This window comes from Psychroserpens burtonensis DSM 12212 (assembly GCF_000425305.1).
In the GTDB taxonomy this organism is placed as follows: domain Bacteria; phylum Bacteroidota; class Bacteroidia; order Flavobacteriales; family Flavobacteriaceae; genus Psychroserpens; species Psychroserpens burtonensis.
Genome location: NZ_AUDE01000011.1, coordinates 128,408 through 143,807 on the forward strand (window position 1 = coordinate 128,408; position 15,400 = coordinate 143,807).

Here is a 15,400-nt window from a genome sequence, read left to right on the forward strand (position 1 = left end):
TTAGAAATTAAATCCGGCTTTAAATCCGATACTTCGTGTAGAAGCATAACTCATATCTTCAACACCACTTACAAAGCCATTGCCTTGCACTGCGAGTTGTTCTGGATCAAAATGCGGATTTTTAGTAATCACAAATAAGTTGTTTCCAATGAGTGATAAGCTTAAATCTGCACCTTCTTTTAATCCTAAAAAGCCACCTTTTAGTTTAAAATCGTAGCCAATAGAAAATTGTCGTAGCTTCAAAAAAGAGGCATCATACACATTGTTTTCTTCATGGTTCCTATCGTAAAATTGTCTGTAATAACTTTCTGCAGAGACAGAAACTGTATTTGGTTCACCTGTCGTTTGGTTGATGCCTTGAGCTGTGATGCCATCATCTGGTCTAAAAGTAGTTTCTGCTAATTGACCTCCAACATTCCCTAAAGCGCGAGTTCGGGATACGATTTCTCCACCTTGCCTCCAGTCAAATAAGAAACTCATAGTCCAATTTTTATAACTGAAGTTGTTATTCCATCCTAATGTAAAATCTGGATTATAATTCCCTATTTTTTGAAGGTTGTTGTCTGCTATAAATCGCCCGTTGTCGTCAATTATAAAATCACCATTATCATTTCTCAAATAGCCAGTTCCGTAAATGTCACCAATGCGTCCACCTTCTTCCACTTGAAACCAAACCGTTTGGTTCGCACTGTCATAAATCCTGCTGTATGCGAGAGTTAGTCTGCCATCTTCTTGCGGTAAATCTTTAATGGTTGCACGACTTGTTGCAAAATTAAAGAGCGTATTCCATCTAAAATTTTGATTTTTAATAGGTGTAGCGCCTAAAATGATTTCAATACCTTGCGAGTTTACTTCTCCACCATTGACGACTTGTTGATTGTATCCAGAAGACACAGCAATTGGTAAGGAGATGATTTGATCTCTGGTGGTTGCGTTATAATACGTCAAATCAAAAGTTAAACGGTCTTTGAAGAAACGTAAATCGGTACCAATCTCAAACGATGTGGTTTGTTCTGGTTTTAAGTTTGAATTCGGGATAAAGTTTTGATCACTAAATGTTGGCTGACCATTAAAAGGGGTTTGAGATACAAACGCTCCAGAAGTTTGATACGCTCCAGTATCATTTCCTACTTGAGCAACACTTGCTCTTAATTTGGCAAAAGAAAATACGTCTGGTAATTCAGTAACATTGGATACAATAAAACTTGTAGAAACCGAAGGATAAAAGAACGACGTACCATCAACAGAGAAGGGTGTTGCTAGAGCACTAGACCAATCATTACGTCCTGTTATATCTAAGAATAAATAGTCTTTATAACCAAATTTAGCAATTCCGTAAAGTGAGTTGATGCGTTTCCTACTTTCAAACTGAAATGCTTCAATTGGCGATGCGGCATTATTAAGATTGAAAATCCCAGGTTGTGCTAAGTTAACTGTTTGTAATTGTTTAGTTGATGCGTTTTGGGCGAGACGATTTCCGCCGAAAGAGACATCAAAAGAGAGATCACCAAACGGATTGTTATAGTTGACTAAAAAATCGGTATTGACTTCTCTAAAGGTGACATCATGTTCTGCATAACCACCATTTTGAAAACGATTGCTACTAAAGCTACGTCTTAATTGTCTGGTTTCACTACTGTAATCCATTCCAGATCTCAGCGAAATACTTAGATTATCTGTAATCTTATGGTGAACTCTAATATTTCCGAAGATACGATCACGCTCAAATGAGTTTCTGTTTTCATTTAAAATAAAAAACGGATTATCAAAAAAAGTATAGTTAAATGAATATTGTTGGACACCTTCCAAACCCGGTTGCCAATAATTCCTCAAACTATTAATATCTAGAGATCGTGGTCCCCAAGCGACGAGTGAATAATTCCCGTTTTCACTACCATAACCATTAGAAGGTCTATTGTCACTACTAGAATTTATATAGTTTATTGAAGTATTGATTTCTGTTTTATCACTTGGATTAAAATTTAATTTTGCAGCAACCGTTTGTCTGTCGAGATTAACTCCTGGAATAATGGCTTCGCTTCTTAGATCTGTGAACGATAAACGGTAATTTCCAGTTTCAAATCCGTTTGAGATTGACAAATTATTAATTGTGGTCACTCCCGTTTCGTAGAAATCTTTAAGATTATCTGGATTAGAATTGAAGGCTGTTGCAGTAATTGGAATCCCAGAGTATAAAGAGGTGTCACCACCACGAACAAAAATACCGTTTCCTAAATCTACAGGACTATCAAATTGCGGAATCAATAGTCCGGCATCCAATCGTGGTCCCCAAGAATAGGTGATGTTATCGCTAATTCCACCACCAAGACCATCAACATATTCAAATTGACCAGATTGACCTTGACCATATTGATTTTGAAAATCTGGTAAACGAAACGCAGAGTCGACAGTAAGTGATGTGTTAAAACTAACGCCTAAACCTTTTTTGTTACGACCATCTTTAGTTTTTATTACGATAACACCGTTTGAAGCGCGCGTTCCATAAAGTGCAGCAGCATTAGCTCCTTTTAAAACGGTTACCGATTCTATGTCATCTGGATTGACTTCCATGGCGCCATTACCAAAGTCAATTTCTTGAAAACCTGCAGCAGCTTCATTAGTAAAATTGAAAACCGTTTCATTATTTATTGGTGTACCATCCACAATAAATAAGGGATTATTATTAGAAAATGAGGATTCACCGCGAATTGTGATTTTCGATGAAGACCCTACACCTGTGGCACCTTGAGAGACGGTTACACCTGCTAATTTTCCTGCAATATTATCAAGGAAGTTCACTGTTTTGACTTCTGTAAGGGCTTTTTCATCTAAAGCTTGAACAGCGTAACCCAATTCTTTGGATTCACGTTCAAGGCCTAAAGCTGTAATGACTACTTCATCTAAAGAGGAGCTATCTTCTATCATTTTGATATCAATAATTGTGTTATCACCAACAATAGCTATTTGTAAGTCATAACCTAAATACGAGTATCTAATTTGATCTTCAGAGGAAGATACTTCGATTGCGTATTTTCCATTTTCATCAGAAATAGTTCCACTTCCAGAGGAAGAACTAATATTGACATAGGCTAATGGTTGACTGTCAATTTCACTTGTAATTGTTCCTGTAACTGTGATTTGTGCATAGCTAAAACTTGTTAGTAATAGCAGGATGCAAGCATAGATTTGCTTCATAAACTGCCCACAGAAGCGGGTATCTTTTTAATTGAATTTTAGATAATTCTATTAGGAGCTGGAGTCAATAGACTTAGTCACCAAAAGAATTTTGATTTTTTTTGTTAAAGATGATGCAACGCAGGAGAACCTTTATTAAAAAGAAGTGCTTGTATTGAAGTTTCAATAGAAGAGAAAAGAGAGTTTGTAATCTTTTTTTCTACTGAAATATAGGGTAGTAAAAGTTGTTTTATATGCCTTGGAATACCTCTGAAACTGTCAATTATAGTTTCTGTATCCGTAATCGTATCAATATCTGAAAGTATTTCAAGATATGACAATTTAATATGTTTAGAAATTACTAATCGTGAAATACTTCTACATAGTTTCGAAGTTTGCCAAGGTAATTTCAAGAAGGTTTCGCTATTAAAATAAGATTGTTTTAATCCCATTAAATAGAAACCACCATCCTTAGATGGTCCTAATACAATATCGTTTTGCTGTAAATAATGTACAGCTTTTAAAAGATGATTTGTTTTTAGGTGAGGTGTATCATTTCCAATGGTAATAACAGTTTCAAAGCCTTTATTGTAAACAGACTGAATGGCATTTGTGAAACGTTCACCAAAGGAATTTCCTGTTTGGTTTTTTTCTGAAGATAAAAAATAAGATAAGCCTGTTTTTTTTACGATGTTTAATGTATGCGAATTAAGGGCATCAAATAAAACCTGTGAAGATTGAAACGGTTTTTGTATCGCTTCAAATTCAGCAGAGTTTGCAAAAATTAATATGGCTGTATTGTTATTCATATAAATTCTCTGCGTAGGCAGAGATTTCATTTTTTATGTTATTACGTAAGTCTATTGTGCTGAATTTATTTCAGTATCAAATCTTGTGGGGACTATTCCAGTTTCTATTTATTTTTTGCCACAAATGAATTTATTATGCCACGACACCTTGACAGCTGCTTCCTGCGCCAGCAGTACAACCATAACAATGTTGTGAAATAACGATATTACGTCCTTCTAATTGTTCTTCGTTGAATTCTGAAATATGCTTAGATTTACTATTTACAGGTAGTTCTAACATTTGATTAAAATCACAATCAAATAAATAGCCATCCCAACTAATTGAGAGCGTATTTGTACACATTACGTTAGCAACAGCAGCTGGATTGTATGCTTCAACAAGTGAGTACATATAATCTTCATAATTTTCTGAAGCAATTAAATAATCCAGAAAACGTGCTATTGGTAAATTAGTAATAGCAAAAAGATTGTGAAATTCAATTCCAAAATCTTCCATTAACGCTTTTTTGAAATCTTTTTCCATTGCAGATTGATCTCCTGGTAAAAATGCTCCCGATGGGTTATAAACCAAGTCTAACCGCAAGTCGCTATCTGGCATTCCGTAACCAACAGCATTGAGTTCTTGTAGTGCTTTTATTGATTTATCGAAAACACCATCTCCACGTTGTTTGTCTGTTTTTCCTTTTGTCCAGTGTGGCATTGAGCTTACGACATGAACGTTATGTTTTTTGAAAAACTCTGGCAAATCATAATATTTTTTGTTGGCTCTAATAATCGTTAGGTTAGAACGTACAATAAAATCTTTGACTCCAACTTTGGATGCTTCTTCAACGAACCATCTAAAATCTGGATTCATTTCTGGCGCTCCCCCAGTTAAGTCTAAAGTATGTGCTCCAGAAGTTTTTATAACTTCCAAGCACTGTCTCATTGTATCACGTGTCATGATTTCTTTCCGGTCTGGACCAGCATCAACATGGCAATGATCACAAACTTGATTGCACATGTAACCAACATTGATTTGAAGAATTTCTAACTTTTTAGCTGTAAGTGGAAATTGACTCGTCTCAGAAATTTTAGTTTTGAATGTTGGTAATTCTCCGTTTTGAAAAATACCATTAGATAAAATGTCGAGCTGTTTGTTACTCTGAGCTAAATCGCTTCCTTTTTTTTGTAGGGATTGGGTCTTTAATTTCGTCATTTACTATTAACCGTCTAGTTTATTTACTTTATTCATCATTTGGACACCATGCACTAACGTTGCACCACTTTTTATAGCAGCACCAACATGAATGGCTTCCATCATTTCTTCTTTTGTCACACCGCGTTGTAAACCATCTTTTGTGTAAGCATCTATACAATAAGGACACTGCTCAGTATGTGCAACAGCTAAAGCAATTAAAGATTTTTCACGAGCTGTAAGTGCACCTTCCTCAAAAACTTTTCCGTAGTATTCAAAGAATTTGTTACCTAATTCTTCTCCCCATTCGGTGATTTCACTAAACTTTCTAAGGTCTGCAGGATCGTAATATGTTTTTGACATGTTGATTTTTCTAAGGGTTATTTTATTTACGTAATAATTGTGTATCGGGTTTTTAAGTCGCTATTATTTATCAAACTTAACAGAAAATTCAGCAGAATACTAATTTTTTTTTATCACAAAAATGAAATATGGTTTGCACTAAAAAAGGCTTACTTTTAAATTCTCTTTTAATCAAGAATGAAGAATTGGATTGAATTATTATCTGAATTTAAAGAAAAGCAACAAGCTGTGGCACTTGTGACTGTGACAAAATGTTATGGGTCAACACCTTGTGTTCTTGGTTCTCGAATGATAATTACCGAAAACAATGAGCTCTTTGGAACTATTGGAGGCGGTAAATTAGAATATTTGGCTATTGAACAAGCCTTGAAGGCTTTGCATGACAATAAAATAATTGAATCTGGATATACTTTAGGACCAGAGTTTGAGCAATGCTGTGGAGGAAAAGTAGAATTTATAATAGAACCTATGAACCAATCACCAGAATTATTTTTATTTGGAGCTGGACATATTGGGCAAGAAATCGTGAAATTGCTCATTGGGACACCATTTAAAGTGACCCTTATTGATTCTCGAAAGAATTGGTTTGAAGAAAAACAATTAGACGATAGTATCAATCAATGTGAGGTTAGTGAAATAGATTTTAAAACGTTTAGAGATGCTGTACGTTGGGGACGAGGTTGTTATGTTTTAGTATTGACTCATAACCATGCCATCGATTTTGATATTATATCAATGGCATTAAAAGAAGACACTAAATTTTTGGGTCTAATAGGCAGTAAGACAAAAAAAGTACGCTTTAATAATATGCTTATTAATGACATGGGGATTGAAGAAGGAATGAGTAATGTTGTGTGTCCAATTGGTTTGCCAATAGGTGGAGACACACCAAAAGAAATTGCGATAAGCGTTGTTGCACAATTACTGCAAGTGCATTATAAAAATGAAGAATAACAAATCCATCATAGATAAATTAACTGCACTTTGGGCTTTAAACGAGTCTGGTCTCGGGGGGTTTTTACATGTTTTTAATACACCGTTTACGGGGTTAATTGTTGGTGGAATTGCCATTTTACTTATTAGCTTAATTGCGTATTATGCTGAAAATAAATGGCAAACTATTTTAAAAGCGTTACTCATTGTTTTGATTATAAAAATGGCTGTAAGTCCGTATTCGCCGTTTGGAGCTTATGTTGCTGTTAGTTTTCAGGGGCTTTTTGGAGCATTTTTGTTTACTCAGTTTTCATGGAAAGGAGTCACTTTGATGATTTTAGGAATGGTGACGTTTTTAGAGTCTGCAGTGCAGAAAATATTCATCCTTACGATCGTATATGGAGGCGGACTTTGGGAAGCTATTGATCTCTATGGTGCTTGGGTTCAGGAGAAAATGGAATTTGTTTCAGAGACGTCTACAACCTCTGTTTTAATAACTATCTATCTTTTGGTCTATGGCATTTGCGGGCTTCTAGCAGGACTGTTTATCAAGAGTATTATGAATATTATCGCGAATAAAAAAGAAGCTGATTTTTATATAAAGACGGATAATTTAGATTCAGATAAGACCACATCAAAAGTGTCTTTTAAAACTAAAGCAATTTGGATTTGGTTAATTACGGTCGCAGTAATTGTTTTAGCATTTTCATTCTTTGGAGGTGATTTGTTTGGATGGAAAAAAGGTATTTATATAGTGCTTCGTAGCTTCTTAATTTTAATGCTTTGGTATTTGATTATTGGTCCTTTACTATTGAAATTAATTCGAAAACACCTCAATAAAAAAGAATTACAATACAAAGAAGATATTACGAATGCGATGGATTTGTTTCCCTATTTTAGACAGATTATTTCATACACTTGGAAAGAGACTAAAGAGTTAAAAGGTTACACGCGATTTAAATATTTTATGGCAAATAGTATATCTAACTGTATTCATTTTAAAATGCCATCACAATGATTTATATATTAACAGGAGATATACGAACAGGGAAAACCACAGCCCTGTTAAATTGGACAGATCAAAGAGATGACGTTGATGGATGGTTATGTCCAGATAATGAAGACGGGAAACGTTATTTCTTGAATGTAAAATCCAAGGTGGAATTTGAACTTGAAATTGAATCTGAAGTTGATAGCACAAAAATGGTATCAATAGGGGCATTTAATTTTTTGAGATCTGCATTTAAAAAAGCAAATGATTACCTAATTTCTCTTACTTCGGAAAATAAAAATCAATATATAATTGTAGATGAGTTGGGGAGGTTAGAACTTAATAAAGAAGGTTTACATACTGCCGCTGAAGCTCTAATCCCTAAATTTTTGAAGGATGATAAGCATCATTTAATTCTTGTGGTTCGCAGTTATTTATTGGATGATATTATTGAATTTTATAATATTTCTGAATATCAAACTTTAAAGAAAGAGGATTTAAGTGATTTGTTATTCTACACTTGATAGGGAATGCCTTTTGCAGATTTAAAGAGATTCCTGCCTTCGCAGGAATTTGTCAACTAAATAAAGTCTCACTCATCGCGTAATAAATCGCCATTAAAGCGGAAAAAATAGCACTTCCCATAAATCGCCATTTTAGTTTAAATCGGTTTTGAATGATATAATTCGCCACAAATGAAATAGGAATATTCACTATAAATGACCATAAAGCAACTTCTATAAGATTAACACCAATAGCTTCAAATTGTCCAGAGAATAATTTGATAAACAGCAAATGTCTTGCAATCCATAACGGGTTAAAATATAAAACAGCTAAAACAGTTTTGGTCAACGTTGCTTCTAAACCATTGAAATATTCTGTTTTTTTGACGATCCAATCAAAATAATTTGGTATTTCAAAAGCGTAAAAAGTGGCGCCAACGAACATCATTCCAAATAAACGATACCAAGAGAATTCATCTAATAAAAGTGCAGCAATAGTGTCACCAGCGCTATAAATTATAGCGCCTTTGAGAATGTTTGATTTTTTATAATGCAGTGCGATATCGTTGTTTTATCCTGCAAGGTTTTTAAAACTTTGTAGGTATTCGTTCATATTATCTTATTTGACAAAAGATTAAATAAGGTTTTGTCAATATTTGTACTTAACGTTCGTTTTTGTAAAACGCTAACCTAGGCTAGCTGTTTTGTCTAAAAAGTATACCTACAAGCTCAAAAAGAGACTTCGCAAGATACTTGTACTCTTATGTTTAATTTGCCACTGTTGGTGTTTTTACCAACAGTCGTTCTGTATAATCAATGTTTTTTGGTGAAAAACATTAACAAGGGCAATTTTATTTTTCATACAAACTCATCAATACTTTTTCAGGAGTCATAGGTGCATGAAATTTCAATTGATGTTTAGTATTAAAGGCTTTAATCGCATTTTGAAGCGCGAAATAGGCGCCAATTCCATACATTAAAGGTGGTTCTCCAACAGCTTTTGATTTTAAAATAGCCATATCATTACCATCTGTTTCTACAGGAATCACTTCTACATATTTAGGTACAGAAAATATGTCTGGTATCTTATACGTTGATAGTGCGTTTGATAGCAAGCGTCCTTCATCATTATAGGCAATTTCCTCCATTGTCATCCAGCCAATACCTTGTGCTAACGCTCCTTCCACTTGACCTAAGTCAATGCCTTCACTCATGCTTTTTCCGTAGTCATGAACAATCTTAACACTATCAAATTCATAAGTGCCACGAGTACAATCTACAGTGGTTGTAATAATCGCTGTACCGTAAACATGATAGGCAAATGGGTGTCCTTTTTCTTTAGTTTTATCAAAGTGAATCTCTGGTGTCGCATAATGAGCATTTTCAGTTAGAGCCACTCGTTTTAACATGGTCTTACTAACGAGATCTGTCCATGATAATTCTGATTTTTTTTCATTGATATACACGAATTCAGCTTTTAATTTGATGTCTTCTACGGAAACATTTAAATCTTCTGAAGCGACTTTTACCAATCGTTCTAACAGTGTATTGCAAGCCATTAAGGTTGCTTTTCCATTTAAATCTGCAGTAGAACTCGCAGCCGAAGGTGACGTATTCGCAACTCTAGTAGTATTGGTGGTTTCAATTTTTATTTTTTCAATGGGAACCGAAAACACATCAGATGCAATTTGCATCATTTTCGTATTGACACCTTGTCCCATTTCGACAGCAGCTGTGCTAATTCCAATACTTCCGTCGAGATAAACATGAACCAAGGCACGCGCATGATTCATAGGCGTATTCGTAAATGAAATCCCAAAAGTAATTGGCATTAAAGCCAATCCTTTTTTGAAAGTTGAGTTCGCCTCATTGAATTCTTTTACATTGCGTTCTAAAGTTTCAAGATTAAATATAGATTTTGCAGAATTCCAAGTGTTTTTAGCTTCCACCTTTTTAGCAATTTGACCATAAGAGAACGTGTCGTTTTCATCTAATAAATTCACTTCCTGAATTTGTCTAGACGACACTCCAATTTCACTTGCGGCTCTAGCAATAGCAGATTCAATGACAAACATGCCTTGCGGTCCACCAAACCCTCGAAATGCAGTGTTAGGTGGTAAGTTAGTTTTACAACTAATAACTGTTGTTTTTACATTTGGTACATAATAACTATTGGTAGCATGAAACAAGGTTCGTTCAGCAATTGCAGGTGATAAATCTGCTGCAGCTCCAGAGTTTTGAAGAAATTCTGCTTCGTAAGCCAGTATTTTTAAATCTTTTGAGAGTCCAATTTTATAAGAACTTTCATAGGGATGGCGTTTGCCTGTCATTCGTAAATCGTCGTGGCGATTCAATATTAATTTCACTGACTGATTTAAATGATAGCTTGCCAAAGCAGCCATTACAGCCCAAGGTGTTGCTTGATCTTCTTTACCTCCAAATCCACCACCAAGACGTGTGACATCCACTTCAATTTTGTGCATTGCAACACCTAAAACTTGTGCTATCGTTTTTTGAACTGCAGTTGGACCTTGAGTTGATGAGGTGATTTTTATGTTTCCGTTTTCTTGAGGTTCTGCATAGGCACCTTGAGTTTCGATGTAAAGATGTTCTTGTCCGTTTGAGAATGTTTCTCCTTTAAAGACATACGCGCAAGCTGCAAATGCTTTTTTAGAATCGCCTAAACTAAAAGAGCGCGGTGCATTGATAAAACTACCTTTAGCTTTAGCTTCTTTTGCAGTTGTGATCACTGGTAATTCTTCTATGTCTATTTCAATTAATGCTCTGGCTTTTCTTGCAATAAATTCAGATTTCGCAACAATTAAAGCAATTGGCATTCCCCAAAAATGAACTTCGTCTTCTGCAAACAAAGGTTCGTCTGGTATGATGCCTCCAATTTGGTTTGCTCCTGGAATATCTTTGTAGGTGAAAATACGTTCAACTCCTTCTAAAGCTTCTGCTTTAGAATAATCGATGTGTTTGATTTTTCCATGTGCTTTTGGTGAATCAAAAACAACGCCATGAAACGTGCCTTGTTTAATATTAATATCATCAACATATACCGACTCACCGCGAACATGAGTGAAAGAGTCCATGTTTTTGATACTTTGTTTTATAGACATGGAAACCGCCTCTAATTTAGAATCTAAGGTATTATTTGATTTTTGTTTATGCATGCTGAACAAAGTCGTTTAATGTGAATTGCTTCGGAAATAACTCCATGAAATGCGCAAAGAATAATTGTCGAGCCAATAGGCGTTTGTAATCACTCGTGCCACGAACATCACTTATTGGCGAAATTTCACTTTGTAATAGATCATTGGCTTCTAATATCGTTTCCGAAGAGAGCCTTTTTCCTGTTAAAAATTTTGAAGTCTCATGTAAATACTTAGGAATAGCAGCAACACCACCAATCGATATATGTGCTTTTGAAATTATATTGTTTTCTATGGAAATATAAATCGCAGAGTTGACGCTTGCAATATCCAAATGGGTTCGCTTACAGACTTTCTCAAAATTGAAAAATGATTGCATAGTCGGTAATTTGAAGCTAATAGCTTTTAATAATTCACCGTCTTTTAAATCATAAGTTTTGTAGCCTTGATAAAAGTGTTTGAGTGCTTTTTTCCTTTCTTTTCCTTCGGGATCTAAAATAACGACATCACTATTAAGTGCTAAAAAGAAAATCGTCATATCTCCAATAGGAGAGGCGTTAACCAAATTACCACCAAAAGAAGCCATATTTCTAATTTGCTCTGAAGACACTAATTTTAAATGTTCTTTTAACTTTAGAAAACAGGTGTTTAGTTCACTGTGATTCCATAAATCTGAAACCGTAGAATTGGTCCCTATTGTGCACACATCGTTTTCAATACTGATACCTTTTAAATAATTTTTATCTGCAATAAGATGTACCGAATTATCTACTAAATGGTCGGCTTGTTGTACATATAGATCTGTCCCGCCAGAGACATATTTTCCTTGAGGTTGATTGATATCTTTAGCTTCTAAATCTTTTAATCGTTCAGGAATTGTTGCGAAATATTTAGGTATAAATTCGTTTTCAATCAACCAATTGAATGAGTAATCTTCCGTTTTGTCTTTTAAATTAGAAACTACTTGATGTGCCGCTTTTTCGATGGCTTTGTACCCTGTGCATCTGCAAATATTACCACCAATAGCATCCAACGCATTGCTGTAATTTTTTTCAGAATTTGAAAGCGCAAAACCCGTTAGTGAGACTACAAAACCAGGTGTGCAAAATCCGCATTGGGTTGCATAATTAGCTTTCATAGCTTCTTGCTGAGCAGTGAGCTTGTTTTGAAGATTTGTACCTTCAACGCTAACAATGTGTTTGCCATGCGCATTTCCGAGGGGAGAAATACAAGAGGTGATACTTTGGTATTGGATCACATCATTTTCTAAGGTGCCAACAAGAATTGTACAGGCGCCACAATCGCCTTCGCGACAACCAATTTTGGTTCCTGTAAGACGTTGTTCATAGCGTATAAAATCCAATAAGGTCATCCCAGAATGTTCTGACGTTTTTATGGTTTTATTATTTAGGATGAAGGTTATCATCTGCTAATACTCAGTTTTATCCATTTTTTTAGTCCATTCTTGGAAAGGTTCTAATGCGATTTCACGAGCTAATTGCTCAAATGGGATGCTTCTTTCTGCATAAGGCAACGGGATTTCTTTATAAATGAATTCATCATCAAAGCCAATATTTGCTGCATCTACTTGGTTACTTCCGTAATACACTTTATCTGGTCGAGCCCAATAAATAGCACCTAAACACATAGGGCAAGGTTCACAAGACGTATAAATTTCGCAACCATCTAACTGAAAAGAATCTAAGTTTTTACAAGCATCTCTAATAGCTGTAACTTCGGCATGTGCTGTTGGGTCATTGGTTGACGTAACTTTGTTATTACCTCTACCAACAATTTTACCATCTTTTACGACGACACAACCAAAAGGGCCACCTTCGTTATTATTCATTCCTTTGAGAGCAGCATTTACCGCTTCTTTCATGAATTGTTCTTTATTTGTCATATATAATTATTTGAGTTGGGTTTGTATATTGAATGTAAGATATTAAATTCAAAACTAATAGGATAGATTGATTTAAACTAAGAAAGCTTGAAATTTATAACACTTAAAATGAATAGCCAATTGCAAAATTAAGTACAGGCTTATCAAACTGAAAATCAAATCGCTGGCCTTCTTCTAAGGATGGATCGTGAAAAGGTGCTGCTAAGTCAAAACGTATTACAAAACCCTGTACGTCAACTCGTAAGCCAAGCCCTGTTCCCATCCCTAATTCATTGATAAAATTTGAAGTGAATGTATCATTACCGTTGAAAGCAGGATTGGCTTTTGAATTCCATACATTTCCTGCGTCGACAAAAAGTGCACCCTTAAAAAAGGAGTAGATAGGAAACCGATATTCTACGTTAGCCTCTAATCTAATGTTCCCAGTTTGGTCAAAAAACGTTCCGTCGCTATTGGCATCAGTTCCTTCATCGTATGTTCCAGGACCTAAAGAACGAATTCTAAAAGCTCTTACACTATAAGGTCCTCCAGAGAAGTATTGTTTTACAAAAGGAATAACCTCAGAGTTTCCATAGGCTAATCCATAACCTGCAAATAATCTTGTGGCAATAGTTTGTTGTTTATCTTTTCCGAAGTTGAAATGAAATCGTGCGTCTACATCTGCTTTGGCATATTGAGCGTATTCAAGTCCTAAAAATGTTTTTGGTGCGCCTGTAGTGTTTTCTTTTCCTAAAAGACTAATAGAGTTTCCAGCAACATCAAAGGTCGTATTTATAAAAAATTGATTTGGATCGTTACCATCTACCATTTCATTATAGGTAAATGAAAAGGTAAGACCTGAAATGAATTGTTGTTCAAAACTGCGTCTTAAAAATGGGTTGTCATTTAAAATAGTCTCAAACTCGTCGCTTGTTCTATTTAAACTTGTGTAGTTAACCGAAATTGGATTAATGTCATAAGTGATAAATCGATTAGCATTCCAAGCATATCCAAAAAGAGCGCTTCCGGTTAGTAACGTATACAATTTGCTGCGCTGTAGATAGCTAACCCCCAAACTAGTTTTTGTCTTTGGGATAGAATACTTAAAAAAGGCATCATTGATATTAAACGGAGAAATCACTCTCGGAAAAATCACTTGACCTTTTAAACCATATTCTAAACTGCTCAATCCTGCGTTTTCTCCGCTTGCAAATTGCGTTTCATAACCAATATTTGTACTCAGATTAAGGGTTTCTCCACCTTTAAAAAGATTTCTGTTGCTGTAGGTGAATGCTAGGTTTGGACCTGCAAAGTTATTAGATTTTGTAACGGCTTGTAACTCTGCTCTAAAAGCACGTTTTGTTAAAGGTGATAAGAAAATATTGGCTTCGAGTGCACCTAAACTATCGGTTAGAAGAGAATCAATTTCTTTGTATTGAATGTTCACATATTTATATGCACCTATAGCTGATAAGCGTCTGGATGTGTTTTTTGAAATTTGCGGACTGTAATAATCACCTTCCTCAATAGTGATGAATTTGTCTAAATGTTTTGATTTAAAAAATAACGAATCTTGATGATAACTTTTTGAATTGAAGCGCTCTTCTTTAACCGTTATTGAATCTTGTACATCATAATTTGGATACACATTAACACGCTGAATTTGATACGGAACGGTTGCTTTCTTCGGAACTTGTGCTTTGAGTTTTAAGAATAAATCAAAACGCTTGTTTCTGTATTGATTGGTGTCTGCTTCAAAAATAAAGAAATCTGAATTCATGTTATAGTATCCTTTCTTTTTTAATTCTGAATCTATTCGTTGACGCTCTAATTTGAGAATTGATAAGTCAAATCGTGTCTCTTTTGTCAATGGAGAATTAGCTTTAAATACGTTGACGTCCTCATAAAGTGGAGATGCCATGGAGTCCAATTTGAAATTTGCCATTTTATAAGCCGGAGTTACTTTCAAAGTGTAAGTGGCAAAAGCTTCCAATTCTTTTTCTTCAAATGATGAGCTTACCGTACTATAGAAAAATCCATTATTTTCTAACCTGTTGCGCAAGATATCTGTAATTTCAAATGTTTTAACATCAGATTCGTACACTGGTTTTTGTCCAATCTGTTTATAAAGCCAGCGATTGATAAAGCCAGGATTTTCCTTTTGAGTTTTATAGTAATAATATAAACCTAGATGCATTCCTAAAAATTTAGAATTGGGTTCAGGTCTTAAGACGGTTTCTAATGTGGTTTTTAATTGGTTAATATTTTGAATAGAACTGTCTGCTTTAATTTCAATTTTTGCACCTGTGTATAAACGTTCGCCTTCTGGAATGTGCTTTCTAATGCTACACGAATGCAAAAGGGTTCCGAAGAAAAAAAGATAGATTATATGTTTTATTATTTTATTCAAGAC

Annotated in this window: 12 protein-coding genes; 3 read left to right on the plus strand and 9 right to left on the minus strand. The window is 34.9% G+C overall.

Features of this window, described 5'->3' with window-relative positions:
* From H593_RS0105165 to H593_RS0105180, 4 genes are all read right to left on the minus strand, one after another.
* Nucleotides 1-3,195, minus strand: coding sequence for a SusC/RagA family TonB-linked outer membrane protein (locus H593_RS0105165; RefSeq protein WP_028871458.1), 3,195 nt, complete (start codon nucleotides 3,193-3,195; stop codon nucleotides 1-3).
* 104 nt (nucleotides 3,196-3,299) lie between these two features.
* The gene (locus H593_RS0105170; protein WP_028871459.1) at nucleotides 3,300-3,983 is read right to left on the minus strand and encodes a DUF2064 domain-containing protein; all 684 of its coding nucleotides are present in this window, start codon (nucleotides 3,981-3,983) and stop codon (nucleotides 3,300-3,302) included.
* 133 nt (nucleotides 3,984-4,116) lie between these two features.
* Entirely contained in the window at nucleotides 4,117-5,181 is a 1,065-nt protein-coding gene (arsS, locus tag H593_RS0105175) for an arsenosugar biosynthesis radical SAM (seleno)protein ArsS (RefSeq protein WP_028871460.1), read from the minus strand.
* A gap of 6 nt (nucleotides 5,182-5,187) precedes the next feature.
* On the minus strand, nucleotides 5,188-5,523 hold the full coding sequence (locus H593_RS0105180) for an arsenosugar biosynthesis-associated peroxidase-like protein (RefSeq protein ID WP_028871461.1): 336 nt from the start codon (nucleotides 5,521-5,523) through the stop codon (nucleotides 5,188-5,190).
* 177 nt (nucleotides 5,524-5,700) lie between these two features.
* Here H593_RS0105180 and xdhC point away from each other — a divergent pair, with 177 nt between their 5' ends.
* From xdhC to H593_RS0105195, 3 genes are read left to right on the plus strand one after another with little or no spacing between them, the layout of a single operon-like run.
* Nucleotides 5,701-6,477, plus strand: coding sequence for a xanthine dehydrogenase accessory protein XdhC (gene xdhC, locus H593_RS0105185; RefSeq protein WP_028871462.1), 777 nt, complete (start codon nucleotides 5,701-5,703; stop codon nucleotides 6,475-6,477).
* Nucleotides 6,467-7,474: a hypothetical protein gene (locus tag H593_RS0105190; protein ID WP_028871463.1), complete on the plus strand. Its 1,008-nt coding sequence runs from the start codon at nucleotides 6,467-6,469 to the stop codon at nucleotides 7,472-7,474. The genes xdhC and H593_RS0105190 overlap by 11 nt, the downstream gene beginning before the upstream one ends.
* Nucleotides 7,471-7,971, plus strand: a complete 501-nt coding sequence (locus H593_RS0105195) for a nucleoside-triphosphatase (protein WP_028871464.1) — start codon at nucleotides 7,471-7,473, stop codon at nucleotides 7,969-7,971. Before H593_RS0105190 ends, H593_RS0105195 begins: the two co-directional genes overlap by 4 nt.
* 52 nt (nucleotides 7,972-8,023) lie before the next feature.
* Here H593_RS0105195 and H593_RS0105200 read toward each other — a convergent pair whose 3' ends face one another.
* The 5 genes from H593_RS0105200 to tamL form a co-directional block, all read right to left on the minus strand.
* Nucleotides 8,024-8,398, minus strand: coding sequence for a hypothetical protein (locus H593_RS0105200; RefSeq protein WP_211224951.1), 375 nt, complete (start codon nucleotides 8,396-8,398; stop codon nucleotides 8,024-8,026).
* A 403-nt stretch (nucleotides 8,399-8,801) separates the two neighbouring features.
* Nucleotides 8,802-11,126 (minus strand): xanthine dehydrogenase molybdopterin binding subunit, encoded by a 2,325-nt coding sequence (locus H593_RS0105205; RefSeq protein ID WP_084142270.1) that lies wholly within the window; start codon nucleotides 11,124-11,126, stop codon nucleotides 8,802-8,804.
* Nucleotides 11,119-12,531 (minus strand): FAD binding domain-containing protein, encoded by a 1,413-nt coding sequence (locus H593_RS0105210; protein WP_037051541.1) that lies wholly within the window; start codon nucleotides 12,529-12,531, stop codon nucleotides 11,119-11,121. The genes H593_RS0105205 and H593_RS0105210 overlap by 8 nt, the downstream gene beginning before the upstream one ends.
* Nucleotides 12,532-12,534: 3 nt before the next feature.
* Nucleotides 12,535-13,008 carry a nucleoside deaminase gene (locus tag H593_RS0105215; protein ID WP_028871468.1) on the minus strand — a complete coding sequence of 158 codons (474 nt, stop codon included), beginning with the start codon at nucleotides 13,006-13,008 and terminating at the stop codon, nucleotides 12,535-12,537.
* 103 nt (nucleotides 13,009-13,111) lie between these two features.
* A complete protein-coding gene (tamL, locus tag H593_RS0105220) occupies nucleotides 13,112-15,397 on the minus strand; it encodes a translocation and assembly module lipoprotein TamL (protein WP_051229625.1) in 2,286 nt (761 codons plus the stop codon).
* Between the last annotated feature and the right edge of the window lie 3 nt (nucleotides 15,398-15,400).